Source organism: Haladaptatus sp. DJG-WS-42, from assembly GCF_037198285.1.
Lineage (GTDB): Archaea > Halobacteriota > Halobacteria > Halobacteriales > Halococcaceae > QDMS2.
This window is the reverse complement of sequence record NZ_CP147243.1, coordinates 2440363-2456259: the sequence shown is the minus strand read 5'-3', so window position 1 is coordinate 2456259 and position 15897 is coordinate 2440363. Positions and strand designations below refer to the sequence as shown.

14 protein-coding genes are annotated in these 15897 nt (G+C 60.6%); 7 read left to right on the top strand and 7 right to left on the bottom strand.

Annotated elements, in window-relative coordinates; translation table 11 throughout:
• Window positions 1–18: 18 nt before the first annotated feature.
• The 4 genes from V5N47_RS13330 to V5N47_RS13315 all read left to right on the top strand — a co-directional run bounded on the left by V5N47_RS13330 (window position 19) and on the right by V5N47_RS13315 (window position 6523).
• Entirely contained in the window at window positions 19–819 is an 801-nt protein-coding gene (locus V5N47_RS13330) for a CBS domain-containing protein (RefSeq protein ID WP_338728183.1), read from the top strand.
• A gap of 60 nt (window positions 820–879) precedes the next feature.
• Window positions 880–2580 (top strand): methylmalonyl-CoA mutase family protein, encoded by a 1701-nt coding sequence (locus V5N47_RS13325; protein ID WP_338728182.1) that lies wholly within the window; start codon window positions 880–882, stop codon window positions 2578–2580.
• 226 nt (window positions 2581–2806) lie between these two features.
• Window positions 2807–4801, top strand: coding sequence for an acetate--CoA ligase (gene acs, locus V5N47_RS13320; protein ID WP_338728181.1), 1995 nt, complete (start codon window positions 2807–2809; stop codon window positions 4799–4801).
• A 111-nt stretch (window positions 4802–4912) separates the two neighbouring features.
• On the top strand, window positions 4913–6523 hold the full coding sequence (locus V5N47_RS13315; RefSeq protein ID WP_338728180.1) for a long-chain-fatty-acid--CoA ligase: 1611 nt from the start codon (window positions 4913–4915) through the stop codon (window positions 6521–6523).
• Window position 6524: 1 nt separating this feature from the next.
• Here V5N47_RS13315 and V5N47_RS13310 read toward each other — a convergent pair whose 3' ends face one another.
• From V5N47_RS13310 to V5N47_RS13285, 6 genes are all read right to left on the bottom strand, one after another.
• Window positions 6525–6785 carry a cox cluster protein gene (locus tag V5N47_RS13310; RefSeq protein WP_338728179.1) on the bottom strand — a complete coding sequence of 87 codons (261 nt, stop codon included), beginning with the start codon at window positions 6783–6785 and terminating at the stop codon, window positions 6525–6527.
• 230 nt (window positions 6786–7015) lie between these two features.
• A complete protein-coding gene (gene ctaD, locus V5N47_RS13305; protein ID WP_338728178.1) occupies window positions 7016–8794 on the bottom strand; it encodes a cytochrome c oxidase subunit I in 1779 nt (592 codons plus the stop codon).
• 178 nt (window positions 8795–8972) lie between these two features.
• Complete coding sequence (locus V5N47_RS13300) at window positions 8973–9242, bottom strand: DUF6684 family protein (RefSeq protein WP_338728177.1); 270 nt, start codon at window positions 9240–9242, stop codon at window positions 8973–8975.
• 50 nt (window positions 9243–9292) lie between these two features.
• Window positions 9293–9697 carry a cox cluster protein gene (locus V5N47_RS13295; protein WP_338728175.1) on the bottom strand — a complete coding sequence of 135 codons (405 nt, stop codon included), beginning with the start codon at window positions 9695–9697 and terminating at the stop codon, window positions 9293–9295.
• Window positions 9698–9743: 46 nt separating this feature from the next.
• Entirely contained in the window at window positions 9744–9983 is a 240-nt protein-coding gene (locus V5N47_RS13290; RefSeq protein WP_338728174.1) for a C2H2-type zinc finger protein, read from the bottom strand.
• Window positions 9980–11374, bottom strand: a complete 1395-nt coding sequence (locus tag V5N47_RS13285; RefSeq protein WP_338728173.1) for a hypothetical protein — start codon at window positions 11372–11374, stop codon at window positions 9980–9982. Before V5N47_RS13285 ends, V5N47_RS13290 begins: the two co-directional genes overlap by 4 nt.
• A 100-nt stretch (window positions 11375–11474) precedes the next feature.
• On the opposite strand from V5N47_RS13285, the gene V5N47_RS13280 reads away from it, so the two are divergent.
• Complete coding sequence (locus V5N47_RS13280; protein ID WP_338728172.1) at window positions 11475–12329, top strand: heme-copper oxidase subunit III; 855 nt, start codon at window positions 11475–11477, stop codon at window positions 12327–12329.
• Between the two features lie 566 nt (window positions 12330–12895).
• On the opposite strand, the gene coxB is transcribed toward V5N47_RS13280, so the two are convergent.
• Window positions 12896–13705: a cytochrome c oxidase subunit II gene (gene coxB / locus V5N47_RS13275; RefSeq protein WP_338728171.1), complete on the bottom strand. Its 810-nt coding sequence runs from the start codon at window positions 13703–13705 to the stop codon at window positions 12896–12898.
• A 116-nt stretch (window positions 13706–13821) separates the two neighbouring features.
• On the opposite strand from coxB, the gene V5N47_RS13270 reads away from it, so the two are divergent.
• Window positions 13822–15219: a heme o synthase gene (locus V5N47_RS13270; protein ID WP_338728169.1), complete on the top strand. Its 1398-nt coding sequence runs from the start codon at window positions 13822–13824 to the stop codon at window positions 15217–15219.
• Window positions 15216–15890, top strand: coding sequence for a hypothetical protein (locus V5N47_RS13265; protein ID WP_338728168.1), 675 nt, complete (start codon window positions 15216–15218; stop codon window positions 15888–15890). The genes V5N47_RS13270 and V5N47_RS13265 overlap by 4 nt, the downstream gene beginning before the upstream one ends.
• Window positions 15891–15897: the final 7 nt, after the last annotated feature.

Genomic DNA, 15897 nt, shown 5'->3' with positions numbered 1-15897 from the left:
CGGCCGTCAGTCGGGGTAATGGAAGACCCTGAATCGGCTGGAACGAAACCCCGCGTCAAAGACTACATGACTCGTGACGTGGCTACCGTTTCGCCCGATGATACGGTCGAAGCGGTCGCAGTGCGAATTGCAGAGAGCGACGAGCACAGCGGCTTTCCGGTGTGTAGCGGCCGTCGCGTCGAAGGGTTCGTGAGCGCACGCGACCTGTTGCTCGCAGACGATGGCGAACTCATCTTCAAGGTGATGAGCCAAGATCTCATCGTCGCTCATCCGGAGATGGACCTCACCGACGCCGCGCGCGTCATCCTCCGGTCGGGGATTCAAAAGCTCCCTGTCGTAGACGACGCCGGGAACCTCGTGGGCATCATCTCGAACGCGGACGTGATCCGCAGTCAAATCGAACGCGCCACCCCAGAGAAGGTGGGGAAACTGATGCGCACCCTCGAAAACATCCACGGCGTCACGGTGAGCGAGGAACGCCGGAAGGTGAAACTCGCAGAACTCCGGCCAACCCAAGGGCGCGTGTATGCGGACGAACTCGAGGGCCGGAGCTACGAACTCGAACGCGGGCTTGCAGAACCGCTGGTCGTCATCGACAACGACGGTGGTTTACTGCTCGCAGACGGCCACCACCGCTCGAAAGCCGCAGACCGTCTTGGCATCCCGGAAATGGACGCGTATGTCATCGTCCTCGACACGCCGGTTGACCTTGGGATGGCGAAAACCGCAGAGAAAGAGGGACTCAACACCATCGACGACATCGACGTGGTCGATTACGCTCGCCATCCGCTCATCGAATCGACCAAACGATTCCAATAGTTTTCATAATCCGCCGTCTGACCCCGGAATCTTAATGAATTTCCGGACAGACCTACGAGTATGTACGACGATGCCGACCTCGAAAAAATTCGTGAGTCGCGCGACCGCTGGGAGGACGACACCTTAGAACCCGTCCTCTCCGCCTACGGCGAGCGCAAAGACCGGTTTGCGACGGTCTCGAACCTCGAGGTGGACAACCTCTACACGCCCGACGACGTTGCAGACATCGACTTCGCAGACGACCTCGGCATGCCGGGCGAAGCACCGTTTACCCGTGGCGTCTACCCGACGATGTACCGCGGCCGGACGTGGACGATGCGCCAGTTCGCCGGGTTCGGCACTGCAGAAGAGACGAACGAACGCTTCCACTACCTCATCAAAGAGGGGCAAACTGGGCTCTCGACGGCGTTTGACATGCCGTCGCTCATGGGGCTCGACTCAGACCACCCGATGAGTGACGGCGAGGTTGGCAAAGAGGGCGTGGCCGTGGACACACTTCGGGATATGGAGATTCTATTCGACGGTATTCGCGTCGATGAGGTGTCTACGAGTTTCACCATCAACCCAAGCGCCGCCGTCATCTACGCGATGTACATTGCGCTTGCAGACAAACAGGGCGTCCCACGCGACCAGGTTCGGGGCACCTTGCAAAACGACATGCTCAAAGAGTTCATCGCGCAAAAAGAGTGGGTCATCCCACCCGCGCCGTCGCTTGATGTCGTGACCGACACCATCGAGTTCGCGGCAGAAGAGACGCCAAAGTGGAAGCCTGTCTCCATCTCGGGCTACCACATCCGTGAGGCCGGTTCGACCGCCGTCCAAGAACTCGCCTTCACGCTCGCAGACGGCTTCGCCTACGTCGAAGACGCGATGGACCGCGGTCTCGACGTGGACGACTTCGCGCCACAACTCTCCTTTTTCTTCAACTCGCACAACTCGTTTTTCGAGGAGATTGCGAAGTATCGCGCCGCCCGCCGCATCTACGCCCACGTCATGAGTGAGTGGTACGGCGCAGAACTCGACGCGAGCAAGCAACTCAAGTTCCACACCCAGACCGCAGGCCAGAGCCTCACGGCCCAACAGCCACTCAACAACATCATCCGGACGACGATTCAGGCGCTCGCTGGCGTGCTCGGTGGCACCCAGAGCCTGCATACCAACAGCTACGACGAGGCGCTTGCGCTGCCCTCTGAAGAAGCCGTCCGCGTCGCACTTCGTACCCAGCAAATCATCGCAGATGAGTCGGGTGCAGCAGACATTATCGACCCGCTCGGTGGCAGTTTTGCGGTCGAATCGCTCACCGACGAGATGGAAGCAAAGACGATGGAGTACATTACGCACATCAAAGAGATGGGCGATGGCTCGGTGCGCGACGGCGTCCTCGAAGGCATCGACCAAGGCTACTTCCAGCGCGAGATTCAAGAATCGTCCTACGAGTACCAAAAGCGCGTGGACAAGGGCGAGGAAATCGTCGTCGGCGTGAACAAGTACAAACTCGACGAGGAAGTCGAACCGGAACTGCTCCACGTCTCCGACGAGGTCCAAGAAAAACAGCTTGCCCGACTTGCAGCGGTCAAAGACGAACGCGACGACGAAGAAGTCGAAGCCACGCTCTCCGCGCTCGACGAGGCGATCGAAAACGGCGAGAACGTGATGCCAGCCATCATCGACGCGGTGAAAGCCTACGTCACAATGGGCGAGATTATGGACGTGTTCAAACAGCACTACGGCGCATACTCGGAGAAAATCGGTCTCGCATAAGTTGGGACCGCTCACCCACGTGTGGGCGATATTGTGGCGCTTCTTTTCGCTCAACTATCCAATAGTAAACATATTTATCGGGCGCGGTGTGTGAATCGTAATTCGAACGCCGCACGCGGATATTCACCGGCCTCTCGAAATTTTCATCCCAGTTTCCGTTCATATGTTACTCGGACGGTAGAACTATGACACCGTGTCCCCAATTTCGGGTGAACGGTGGCACCATATGACGAAGGATTCTTCACAGGCACTTGAGGCACGACTCCGAGAACAGGACTATTTCAGACCGTCTCCGAAGTTCGTCGGTCAGGCGAATCAGACCGACCCCGAGATTTACGACCGATTTGACGAGGGGTATCCAGACGCGTTCGCCGAGTACGCAGAACTCCTTGACTGGGACGAACCGTGGGACGAGGTGTTCGACGGGAGCAACCCGCCGTTTTTCAAATGGTTCACCGGTGGGAAACTGAACGCCTCGTACAACTGTATCGACCGCCACCTCGATGAGCGAAAGAACCAGACGGCACTGCTCTGGGAGGGCGAAGACGGCGAGCAGCGAAACATCTCGTATCAAGACCTCTACCGCGAGGTAAACGAGTTTGCGTCGCTGCTGCGCGAGGTCGGCGTCAAAGAGGGCGACATCGTCACGCTCCACATGCCGATGGTTCCAGCCCTGCCAGTCACGATGCTCGCACTCGCGCGGATTGGCGCACCCCACAGCGAGGTGTTCGGCGGCTTCTCGGCACAAGCACTCGCAGACCGCGTCGATGACGCAAACTCAGATTACGTCGTCACCATCGACGGCTACTACCGCCGCGGTGAGCTGCTCAACCACAAGCAGAAAGCAGACGAGGCGATGGAACTCGCAGACCACGACGTCGAGAACGTCCTCGTCTGGACGCGCGAGGACGAGTTGCACCCGGACGTGGAACTCGAAGACGGCCGCGACCTCCACGTCGAAGACCTCCTCGAAGACCACCGCGGAGCGCGCGTCGCCCCTGTTTCCCGCGACGCAGAAGACCCGCTGTTCTTGATGTACACCTCGGGGACGACAGGCCAGCCAAAGGGCTGTCAACACCGGACAGGCGGCTATCTCGCCTACGCCGCGGGCACCTCGAAGTACGTCCTCGACATCAAACCCGAAGACACCTACTGGTGTATGGCAGACATTGGCTGGATTACCGGTCACACGTACATCGTCTACGGCCCGCTTGCGCTCGGGACGACTTCGGTGATGTACGAAGGCGCACCCGACTTCCCGCACAAGAGTCGCACGTGGGAGATTGCAGAGAAGTACGACGTGGACGTGTTCCACACCTCGCCGACCGCGGTTCGGATGTTCATGAAGTGGGGCGAGCAGTATCTCGAAGACTACGACTTCTCCTTTCGGCACATGACGACGGTCGGTGAGCCGATTCAGCCGGAAGCGTGGCTCTGGTATTACAAGTACGTCGGCAACGAGGAGGCCGTCATCGTAGACACGTGGTGGCAAACGGAGACCGGCGGCCACCTCATCACGAACCTCCCGGCGCTCAAGGACATGAAACCCGGCAGCGCGGGCGTTGGCTGTCCCGGCATCACACCCGCGCTCGTAGACGACAGTGGCGACCTCCTCGAACCGGCGACGGGACAGGCCGGAAACCTCGTCATCACCCGGCCGTGGCCCGGCATGCTCCAGACGGTGTACGGCGACGACGAACGCTTCATCAGCACCTACTGGGCTGACTTCTCTGACACCGATTCAGACGACTGGCGCGACTGGATGTACAAAGCCGGTGACGGTGCGGTCCACGAGCGCGACGGTTACTTCCGCATCCTCGGGCGGTTGGACGACGTGATGAACGTCGCGGGCCACCGCCTCGGGACGATGGAACTCGAAAGCGCCGTCGCAGAAGTCGAAGACGTGGCCGAAGCCGCTGTTGTTTCGCGCAAGGACGAGGCAAAGGGTGAAGTGCCGGACGTGTACGTCATCCTCAGAGAGGGTATCGAAGCGGGCGACGACGTGCGCCAACGCATCGTCGGCGCGGTCGAAGAAGAGATTGGGAAGTTCGCCCGACCGGCAAACGTCCTCTTCGTCGACGACCTGCCGAAAACGCGCTCCGGGAAAATCATGCGTCGCTTGCTCGAAAACATCTCGAACGACGAAGAACTCGGCAACACCACGACGCTCCGCGACCCCTCGGTCCCGGAGAAAATCCGTGACCAGCTCAAGTCAGAGTAGCCGAAATTTCTCAACGTCCGTTTTATTGGAATAATCTCGCAGGCTGGTAAGACTAAACATCTGCCGCGGGCGAAAAACCTATCAGTGGTTTCCCTAATTTTATCATGACATATGGAAAAACCGCTACTCGTCACCGAGTTTTTAGATAGGGCACGAACCTATTACGGAGACAAAGAAGGGGTCATCGCTACCACGGGGGAGCGACTGACCTACGCCGAGATTGGTGACCGGGCAGACGGCTTCTCCGCGGCCTTGCAGGCTCGCGGGGTCGAAAAGGGCGACCGCGTGGCTGTCCTCGACCCGAACACGCACTACCACCTCGAAGCGGCCTACGGCATCATGCAACTCGGCGGGGTGCACACGCCGCTCAACTATCGGCTCGTCCCCCGCGAGTTTGAGTACATCCTGAACGACGCGGGCGTGAAAGCCATCTATGCAGACCACGCGTACACCGAGCAAATCGAGGAGATACGCGACGACATCCCCACCGAGATTTTCATCACCAACGACGCGGCTGCGGTGGAGGGTGATTGGGAGGAGTTCGACGACGTTATCGCCGAATCGAGTGAGTACGACCGCCCCGAGATGGCAGAAGACGAAGTCATCACCATCAACTACACCTCCGGGACGACCGGCGACCCGAAGGGCGTGATGCGCACCCATCGCTGTGAGACGCTCCACGCCTATCTCATCAGCTACCACCAGCGCATCGCAGACGAGGACGTCTACCTCTGGACGCTCCCGATGTTCCACGCAAATGGCTGGGGACACATCTTCGCCATCACCGGCAACGGCGCGCGCCACATCTGTACCCGTGGCATCGACGCCGAGGGGATTTTCGACACCGTCCGCGAGGAGAACGTCTCGTACATGTGCGCCGCGCCGACGGTGCTCAATTTGCTGATGGAGTACTACGACGAGGCAGAGCCAGAGACGGTCGGTGACAACGACGTGCGCGTCGCCACCGCCGGAAGCGCACCGCCAGAGGCAACCCTTCGTGTCGTTGAGGACGAGTTCGGCTGGTACTTAATGCACGTCTACGGCGCGACCGAGACGGGTCCGCTCATCACCACCTCCGACTTCGGGAGCTTCTTCGATGACGACAATGACGGCCGCTTTCGCTTCAAGAAGCGCCAAGGCATTGGCTATCTCGGCACCGAAATCCGCGTCGTGGACGCAGACGGCGAGGACGTGCCGTGGGACGACGAAACGCTCGGCGAAGTCGTCGTCCGCGGCAATCAAATCATGGAAGGCTACTGGAACAAGCCCGAGGAGACTGCAGAAGCCTTCTCAGACCGCGTCGAGGGCTACTACCACATGGGCGACCTCGCGGTTGTGGACGAACACGGTATGATTTCGATTCAAGACCGCAAGAAGGACATCATCATCTCCGGCGGGGAGAACATCTCCTCGATTGAACTCGAAGACACGCTGTTCGACCACGACGCCATCGCCGACGTCGCCGTGATTCCCGCGCCAAGCGAGAAGTGGGGCGAGACGCCAAAGGCGTTCATCGTCCCTGCAAACGGCGACCCGGATAACCCCGGCGTCACCGTCGAAGATATCGAATCCTTCTGTCGCGAACGGCTCGCGGGCTACAAAGTCGTCCACACCGTCGAATTCGTGGATGCGCTCCCGACGACGGCGACCGGGAAGGTGCAAAAATACGAACTGCGCAAGAAGGAGTGGGACGACCAAGATTCGATGGTCGGACAAGGATAGGTTACTCTGCGTAGCGATCTGAGACGTAGATGACCAACCCGAGAAGGACGCCGAGAACGGTTGCAAGCGTCAGCGCGCCGTAGGCGGCGAGCCCGAGCGGGGTTGCGGGGAACTCGATGAGGCCGAGGAATTTTGGCGCGAGCAGATTTCCTTCGACGAAGGTGCCGAGAATCAGCCCTGTGAGCGCCGCGATAGCCACGACGACGACGTAGATGGTGAGGACGACGCGCCGACCGCCGGTGAATGTCTGCGTCTTTCCCATATCCCGGTTTAGGAATCGCCGACGATTAGCCTTTTGACCTCGCGGTGTCAACGCCGAGTATGTCCGACAAAGAGCTGTTGATGCTCATTCTCGGCGCGATAGCCGCGTTGATGTTCCTCGGTGGGTTCGTCCTCGTTATGTTCTAGTACCGGCGTCCAATCACTCGATTTTTTCGACAGTGCTCACTGCTCAGAGCGGTGAACACGTAAAAAACAAAAGTCGCTACCGGGTTATTCGTCTTCGCCGCCGTCAGTTGCTACTTCTTCCTCGCCGCCGTCAGCAGCGACGATGGAGCGGTTGACGCGGTTTTCGTGCCAGTGCCATTCGTGGCCGTGCTGGTTGGTCTCCTTGAGGCTCCATGGGTCGCCGTCTTCGACGATTGGGCCTTCTATCCACGACATGACGATGTTCCAGACGAAGATGGCCATGCCAATCGCGAGGATGAACGCGCCGAGGGTTGCAAGCTGGTGGAGTGCCGTGATTGCCTGCATCGGCGTGATTGCCGGGTTGAAGTCGTAGGTGGCGTAGCGCCGCGGCATGCCGAGGTAGCCGAGGATGAGCATGCCAAAGAACGTCAGGTTCGTCCCGACCATAACGAGCCAGAAGTGCCACTTTGCGAGCGTGCGCTGGTACATCCGACCGGTGTAGATTGGGAACCAGTAGTACACCGCGGCGAACACACCGAACGCGATGACGCCCATCACGATGTAGTGGAAGTGACCCACGACGTAGTAGGTGTCGTGGAGCACGAGATCAACCGGAACCGCTGCGAGGAAGACGCCCGTGACCCCGCCGATGATGAAGTTCGAGATGAACCCGATGCAGAACAGCATCGGTGCGGTCATCCGGAGTTTCCCGTTCCAAAGGGTGGTAATCCAGTTGAAGGTCTTGACGGCGCTCGGAATCGCAATGGCCAATGAGACGGCCATGAACGAGGCACGCAGGCGTGGGTCGATACCCGTCGAGAACATGTGGTGGGCCCACACACCGAACGAGAGCACGCCGATGGCGAGCGTCGAGTAGACGACGAACTTGAAGCCGAACAGCTTCCGTCCGGCGAACTTCGGCAGGATGTAGCTGACCATCCCCATCGGTGGGAGGACGAGGATGTACACTTCTGGGTGGCCGAAGAACCAGAACAGGTGTTGCCAGAGAATCGGTGAACCGCCGCCGACGGTGAAGAACGTCGTGGCGAAATTACGATCTAACAACAGCATGATGAGCGCGCTGCCGAGCAGTGGGAACGCGAACAGGATGAGACCGGACTGGGTCAGAATCGTCCACGAGAAGATGTCGAGGTTGGCCCAGTTGACCTTGTTATTACGTTCTGTGAAGATGGTGACGATGAAGTTTATCGCCCCCATGGTCGCAGAAACCCCAGATAAGTGCAACCCGAGAAGCATCAGGTCAACACCGGGATTGGCCTGTTCTGCGGACAGCGGCGTGTACATTGTCCAGCTCGTCTGTGCGGCTTGAATCTGGCCACCCGTGAGTGGGTCTAAGAAGAAGCCAGCCCAGATGAGCACGGCCGCCGGTGGCAGGAGCCAGAAGGCGATGGCGTTGATGCGTGGGAACGCCATGTCGTCTGCGCCAATCAGCAGCGGGATGAAGTAGTTCGAGAACGCCGCGATGATGGGCGTTGCGAACAGGAACAGCATCGTGATGCCGTGACTCGTGAGCAAGCCGTTGTAGAAGGACATCTCGATGACGTCCTGTGCTGGCGAGGCAAGTTCTACGCGCATGAGCAGGACCGCGAGACCGCCCCAGATGAAGGCAATCGTCCCGTAGAGTCCGTACAGAATCCCGATGTCTTTGTGGTCAACCGTGGTCAGCCAGCGGATAAGTCCCGCAGGCTTCTCTTCGTGAGCGGTGCCCGTCTCCCTCCCGTAGCCGCCGCCACCCGATAGCGGAGCATACGAGCGCCAATCTTCGACGCGAGAGAGCCAGGCAGCGACGGCGATGAGGAACACCCCCATCAGCACCGTCAATGCTAACTGTCCAGTAGCCATGTCCGACCCTCGGAACCACAGGGTAAAGAATGGTTAGGTTCCGCGTCCGCGGGTGACGATTAACCCGGCAAAATACGTCGTAATTTCCGTGTCTCACACACGCTGTGAGAACGTGTGTCAGCGTGTCGGTTGCGTGGCTCAGCAGGCGACTACCGAAAACAACAGCGTGTGACGACCGTTAGTGCGTTTCGTACGGGTTGTCCATGTTCGCATCGTTCTCGATTTCGCGCTCGCCGGTTGCGATTGCCTTCCCCGCGTAGTAGGTCAACACCGCCATCGCCGCGAACGGGGCGATGAGAAGCGCGTACTGGAGGCTCGATTTTTCGAGGTCGAAGCCAAACGGGTTGAAGACGGCGAACCCGATAATGAAAAACAGGATAATACCCATCGGAATCATGTTCACCGTGAGGTCGAGCATCGTGTCACGGTCGAAGAGGCGCTCGGTCATTGTTGGGAGATGCTATGGCCACCGGAATAAATAGATTGTTGGTTTTCGGCTTAGAACCGAGTCGGTTCTACGACCTTCCCGACGACGCCGAGGATGGCGAGAATGATTCCGGAGAGGAAAATCGACAGGCCACGGAAGACAAGTCCATTCATCTCGCTTACGGCAGAGAGGATGGCGTCAGGCGTGGATGCAGCCGCCTGTGAGAGCATGAGGCCGCCGCCGAGGACGAGCAGGAGAACTCCAAAGCCAGAGAGCAGTGGCCACGGTGACTGCACGTAATCTGATTCTTGTAAAATGCCGGTCACACTTCCCGCAAACAGCAGGAGGCCACCGACGGCGAGGGGGAACAGCGCCATGACGATACCGACCTCAGAGAGCGCGAGGCCGAGGGCGACGAACACCGGCCACGGGCTGGCACGGCTGTACTGGTCGCTCAATCCCGGTTGTTCGTCCATGGCCGGGCGTATGAAGTGGCGATAGAAAGGGGCATCGGAACTCGCCTCAGGCGAAAAGCGAGTAGGCAAAGAGAAACCCAAAGTAGAGGAACACGAGCGCGGCGAGCGCCTTCAGGCGGAACGTTTTCAGGTCGGCTACTTCTTCTTCGCGGGCGACAGCGACGGCTTCGCGTTCTTTTTCGGACAACACGTCGCTGTGGTCGAGCCCGAGATGGAGCGCTTGCCACTGTTCGCGAGCAAATCGCTGGTCACAGTACGGACACGAAATGGGTGCGTCGTCGGTCATAGGAATGGGGGTGTGAGGTCTGGTTCAGCAACAATCCAGAGGCTAACCATCGTGTAGAACATCATCACAGCGATGTAGGGGTACTGGCTCCTGATGGCTTGCAACCGGGAAGGAAACAGGTCGTAGGCGGTCGCGTGGGCCACCCAAATCGCGACGAGGTGGCCAAGTAGCACGAACGTGAGCGCGAGGCCGCCGAACCATCCCGGGAGCGGAATCACGGGCACGTTCGCCGGTGGGGAAAACGGGGAGAACGCGACGGTCACAAGCGCGGGCGACAGCGAGAGGAAGTAGCCAAGGAAGTGCGCGAGGTGGTAGCCAGCGGCGATGGCGAGCAGCGACGGCGCGAATCTGGTTGCAAGCGTCTGCGCCGGGAGGTACGTTTCTGCGAAACCGATGCTCCGGCGGGTCGCCGTGCGGTACGCACCGAGGAAGACGCCGAACCCCGCAAACAACGCGGCTGGGTAGAGCAGGGAAGCAGGAACACCAAGGTTTACGAGCCACGTCGCAAGGTCTGTCCACGCGGGCGTGGTGACGAATCCGTCGTAGGTCGTGACCCAGAGCAGGGCGATGACGAAGGCAACCTCGTCTGCACCGTCTACGAACCGGGTGTCCGAGAGCGCCGCGCCGGGAAGACGGAGTTTGAGCCCGTCGTCGGTGCGTCTGAGTGGGGCGACTCGCCCGTAGTACGTGAACACGCGCGAGACGGGGTCAACCGTCGAAAACCATTTGTCCGGCGTATAGACAATGGCTCCCGCGAGCGTGACGACGGTGTAGCCGAGGACGACCGTTGCGAGAAGGGAGGCTTGGTCTGCGAGCGGACTCACGACTTCGAGCCAGACGAGGGCGAGCAACCCGGCGACGCTCGGCCACGCACCAAAGCGGTCGGGGTAGGTCGCGCCAACCGTCGGAAGGACCGCTGCAATCGTCCGCCACGGGTTGAGCGTCTCCCACGTGTTGCCAACGAGGTAGACGGAGATGGTGTAGCCCGCCCACCAGCCAACCCAGACGGTGAGGATGGCGAGATTGCCGAGGGGAAACTGCGGGCCGATAAATCCCACGACGAGCACGGCGAGAAGGCCAAGCACGCCTATGAACCTGAGTGTTCCCGCGGCCAAGGTGGCGCGCGGGACGGCGAGGCGTCGGTGCCAGTCGTGTACGGCGTTGATGAACGCTCGGTTCGTGACGAAGCTCGCGAGCAAGAACGACGCACCGACCACGCCGCCACCAGTGAGGAGAAAGAGCCACGTCGGGATGGCGAGTTGTTCTGGGGTCGCGGCGCGAAGGCTCCCACCGTGAGCGAGTGCACGGTCAGCAAAGAGCGTGAGCGTGAGGAGGGCAAGGGTGGCCCGACGGAGCAGGCTGCGACCTGTGTTCGGGGTGCGGTCGCTCATTTACCGGCGGTAGTCTGGGCACGAACCTGTACTTTCCGAAAACAGTTACCGGCGGATGCGGTTGGGAGGGTTTTTGGTATTCCACTGTAAACGTCCGACCATGAGCGTAGAAGACGCATCGGATGACCATGGTGGTCACCACCACCTCCCCGCGGTCGAGGACTGGCCACGTGGGTTCGGCGAGGCAAGTTGGTGGCCGTTTATCACCGCCCTCGGCGGAGCTGGATTGTACGTTGGCGCGGCCCTGTTCGTGCTCGCCCGGGGCGAAAATGCATTCGTTGACCCGATGGCCGGACCGGGCGTGTTCGTCGCGAGCACGTTCCTCTTCCTTGCCGGGCTGTACGGCTGGCTGTATCACGCCTTCGTCGTCAACTTCTGGGATGGAGACGGCCACAGCAAAGGCCTGCGCCTCGGGATGGTGTCGTTCCTCGGGACAGAAGTCGCAACCTTCGGCGCAGGGTTCGTTTATTACTTCTTCATCCGCGCAGGCGTGTGGCCGCCGGAGCACATCCCACATGGGTTCCTCGGCACACTCGTCATCGCGAACACCGCACTGCTCCTCGTGAGCAGTGTCACTCTCCACTACGCGCACGTCGCGCTCCGGAAGGGCAACCGCACGCGGTTCCTCCAACTGCTCGGCGCAACCCTCCTGCTCGGGATTGTGTTCCTTGGCGGGCAGGTGTACGAGTACTACGAGTTCATCGTTGTCGAAGGGTTCACCCTCACCGAAGGCGTGTTCGCGAGCGCCTTCTTCGGCCTGACCGGCCTGCACGGCCTGCACGTTTCGCTCGGTGCCGTCCTCATCGGCATCGTCTTCGTGCGTGGACTCAAGGGACAGTACAGCGCAGACCGGCACGTGTCAGTTTCGACGGTCTCCATGTACTGGCACTTCGTTGACGCAGTGTGGGTCTTCCTCGTCGTCGTACTGTACGTCGGCGCAGTGTACTCGATCTAACCTGCGTTCCACTTTTCACCAGCAACACTCAGGCGAGCAGCTGCGACTGTTTTGACGACCTGCCGGGAGTGCGATACTGCCAAACTGTGGAGTGCAAAACGTGGCTCGTAGCTATTGCCCCTGCACACAGTGTGGCGTCTCGATGGTCCAGCAGGACACTCAGAATCGAGCGCACGCGGAAGGGGCGCAGAGAGAATGTGTACGACGCTGGCTATTGTGAGGCACGTCGTCGGACCGTGGGTCGCCCATCGAACACGGAGTGGTTGCGACTCAACAGCGCACACCAAGAGCGAGCGCGCTGACAGCCACGCCAGTGTTCTGTCGCAGTACGAGTCTATCAGAGCCACCGGGAGCTGACAGGCAGTGGCTGGCGTGTGGGTTGTGGTGTACCACCGCGTCATGTGGGCAGATGGAGCGCGGCGGAGCGCAGCCAAGTTGGAGCCACGAAAACGAATCCGAGAACCAAATACCGCGACTAGTACAGGCTGTCAGACACGGCCAGTGCACACGAACGACGAGCGATAGCGCAGTTGCTCACCAGTGCGATAAACAGAGAAGAACGGAGATTATGCCGCGAGTTTCGCGGTGGTGTTGTTGCTGGCGGTCGTGTTGTTTGAGCCAGCCGTCGTGTTGTTGCCACCGGATTCTGACTCAGCGGCTGCCTGCTGGTTCTCAATCCACTGGTCGTACGTTTCGCCGTCGGTGACGTTGACCTCGCCGAGCATCGCCGAGTGGCCAACCCCACAGTACTCTGCACAGTAGAGCTGGTACGTGCCTTCACCGGACGGGTTCACCTTCGTTTTGAGGGTGTGTGATTCGCCTGGGAACGCGTCCTGTTTGAGCCCGAGTCCCGGCACGTGGAAGGCGTGCAACCAGTCTGTGGATGTTATCTTGAGATACACCGGCCGGTCGGATGGGATGACCATCGTGTCAGAGGCGTTCACGTCGTGTTGTGGGTAGTGGAACGTCCAGAAGTACTTCTGGGCGGTGACCTCAACGACGACGGCATTGTCTTCTGGGATGTTGTCTATCTGGTCTTCCGGCGTGGTGACGAACTCGTTTCCGAGCACTTGGTAGGAGGCAACACCCACGAACAGGAGGATAATCGCGGTTGCGACGGTCCACGTGATTTCGAGGCGGCGGTTCTCCTGGGTTGGCTTCGGTTCCTCCGATTTACGGAATTTGTAGACGGTGTAAATGAGGATTCCTTCGGTCAGAATCGTAATCGGAATCGCGACGAACAGGAGTTTGCTGTTCAACCCATCGATAAGCCCCCGTGTTACCGATGTTGCCTCTTGTGCTGCCACTGGTTCGACAGCCAACGCAAGAAGCGCCACGGAGAGCAGGGTCCCGAACCCGATGCGCTTGTAATTCATCCTTGGTTGGGCTTAGAAAGAGGGGCATAAATACCTAACTTTCCCCTCTCCGTGCGCTGAAAGCGCGGGGAATAAATAGGCTCGCATGGAACAGACGGCTAAGAGGTTACGTTATCGTGGCCGACTCCACCGTTCCCAAGTTTACGACGCTGCTCACCGGTGCAGCGATGGGTGTCTACTTGCTGGTGGTCGTCGGCGCAACCGCGTCGCTCACCGACGCGGCCGCCGCATGTTCCGGCTGGCCCGTCTGTGGCCGCCCACTCGACTTTTCTGACCCAGCCCTTCTCGTCGCCCTTTCTCACCGCCTCGTCGCCGCACTCGTTGGCCTGCTCGTCTTGCTCGCCGTCGTCCGCGGCCTGCGCGGGTCGGCTTCGCGCCGCGTCAAAGGCGCACTTGTCGGCGTCCTTGCGCTCTATCCGCTGCAGGTTGGCATCGGCGCGCTCGTTGCCAACTCCGGCGGCGTCGGCACGCTCCCGACCGCCCACCTCCTCGTTGGGATGGGCATTTTCACCGGCATCGTCGTTGCGCTCGCGTGGACGTTAGAAGAAGAGACCGCCGCGTTCGACAATGAGCCACACGAAGCTGACGACCCGGAACCAGCGCGGTCGCCGGAGGCCGTCACACCGCTCAAAGACCGCCCGCTCGCCGCCCGCGCGAAGGCGACCATCTGGGCGTACTTCCAACTCATGAAACCGCGGCTCATGTGGCTGCTCGCCCTCGTCGCCGCCGCGGGCATGGCGCTCGCCTCCGGCCCCGGACTCAGCATTCAAACGGTCGTGTACACCCTTACTGGCGGCGTACTCTCGATTGGTGCGAGCGGCACGTTCAATCACGTCTTAGAGCGCGACATCGACCAGAAGATGGAGCGCACGGCAAAGCGCCCGCTCGCCACCCACCAAGTGCCCGTCCGCAACGCGCTCATCTTCGGCTTCGCGCTCACTGGCATCTCGCTGTGGGTGTTCGCACAGGTCAACCTGCTCGTGGCCGCTCTCGGCCTCACCGCAATCCTGTTTTACAGCGTCATCTACACGCTCATCCTCAAGCCGAACACCGTCCAGAACACCGTGCTCGGCGGAGCGGCAGGGGCGCTTCCGGCACTCATCGGCTGGGCCGCCGTCACCGGCGACATCGGCCTCCCCGGCCTCGCGCTCGCGGGCGTCATCTTCCTCTGGACGCCAGCGCATTTCTACAACCTCGCGCTGGCGTACAAGGACGACTACGCGCGCGGCGGGTTCCCGATGATGCCCGTCGTGCGCGGTGACGCGCTCACCCGAAAACACATTCTCTGGTATCTCGCGGCCACGCTTATCGGCGCGAGCGTCCTCGGAACCGTGACCACGCTCGGGTGGCTCTACGCGCTCACGACCGTCTCGCTCGGCGGCGTGTTCCTCTGGGCGGTTGTCCGGCTCCACCGCGAGCGCACCACCGGCGCGGCGTTCCGCGCGTTCCACGCATCGAACGCCTACCTCGGGATGCTGCTGCTCGCCATCATCGTCGACGCCCTCGTCCTATGAGTCTCACCAACCGTACTTTCAGCCTGCCGCGCCCGCGCCAGTCAACACTGCTGTGGGGCGCGTTGCTCGTCAACACCGAGCTGCTCCTCATCGCCGCGTACCTCCAGTTCTCTGCCGTCGAGCCGACGCTGGCCTCAGCGAAGTACTACGTCTACCCGTTCGTTTGGATTAATGTCGCGCTCTGGGCGCTCGTGCGCACCAAACCCGCGCCGACGAGCCCCGAGCACAGACGGCTCGCCAAGGGGGTCGCAGTTGGCTACTTCGTCATCCTTGCGATTGCAGGCGGCATCGTTGGCCCGGCGGCGGGCCTCGAACCGACCGGCCTGCGCCTCGCCGTGTTGTCGATTCCGCCAGGCTGGAGTCCCGCGCTCCTCTACGGCGGCGAAACCCTCCGGTTCGCCCTCATGCCGTACAACTTGCTTGGCTACCTCGCGCTCGCCTACCTCGTCTACGCGACGGTCATCGACGCGGCGAGTTCGGCGATTACGGGCATCCTTGGCCTGCTGTCGTGTGTCTCCTGTTCGTGGCCCATCCTCGCTTCGATTATCAGTGGCTTCGTTGGTGGCGGGACGGCCATTGCGGGCGCGGTCACGGTGCAGTCCTACGGCCTTTCGACGGCCATCTTCGTGCTCACCGTGGGCTTGCTTTATTGGCGACCGTTCGGGCGGTGAGCCTAAC

Coding starts and splice junctions, on each gene's coding strand:
- V5N47_RS13265 (WP_338728168.1), top strand. CDS start 15,216: ATGAGTCTCACCAACCGTACTTTCAGCCTGCCGCGCCCGCGCCAGTCA.
- V5N47_RS13290 (WP_338728174.1), bottom strand. CDS start 9,983: ATGACCGACGACGCACCCATTTCGTGTCCGTACTGTGACCAGCGATTT.
- V5N47_RS13285 (WP_338728173.1), bottom strand. CDS start 11,374: ATGAGCGACCGCACCCCGAACACAGGTCGCAGCCTGCTCCGTCGGGCC.
- ctaD (WP_338728178.1), bottom strand. CDS start 8,794: ATGGCTACTGGACAGTTAGCATTGACGGTGCTGATGGGGGTGTTCCTC.
- V5N47_RS13330 (WP_338728183.1), top strand. CDS start 19: ATGGAAGACCCTGAATCGGCTGGAACGAAACCCCGCGTCAAAGACTAC.
- V5N47_RS13315 (WP_338728180.1), top strand. CDS start 4,913: ATGGAAAAACCGCTACTCGTCACCGAGTTTTTAGATAGGGCACGAACC.
- V5N47_RS13310 (WP_338728179.1), bottom strand. CDS start 6,785: ATGGGAAAGACGCAGACATTCACCGGCGGTCGGCGCGTCGTCCTCACC.
- coxB (WP_338728171.1), bottom strand. CDS start 13,705: ATGAATTACAAGCGCATCGGGTTCGGGACCCTGCTCTCCGTGGCGCTT.
- V5N47_RS13280 (WP_338728172.1), top strand. CDS start 11,475: ATGAGCGTAGAAGACGCATCGGATGACCATGGTGGTCACCACCACCTC.
- V5N47_RS13300 (WP_338728177.1), bottom strand. CDS start 9,242: ATGACCGAGCGCCTCTTCGACCGTGACACGATGCTCGACCTCACGGTG.
- V5N47_RS13295 (WP_338728175.1), bottom strand. CDS start 9,697: ATGGACGAACAACCGGGATTGAGCGACCAGTACAGCCGTGCCAGCCCG.
- acs (WP_338728181.1), top strand. CDS start 2,807: ATGACGAAGGATTCTTCACAGGCACTTGAGGCACGACTCCGAGAACAG.
- V5N47_RS13325 (WP_338728182.1), top strand. CDS start 880: ATGTACGACGATGCCGACCTCGAAAAAATTCGTGAGTCGCGCGACCGC.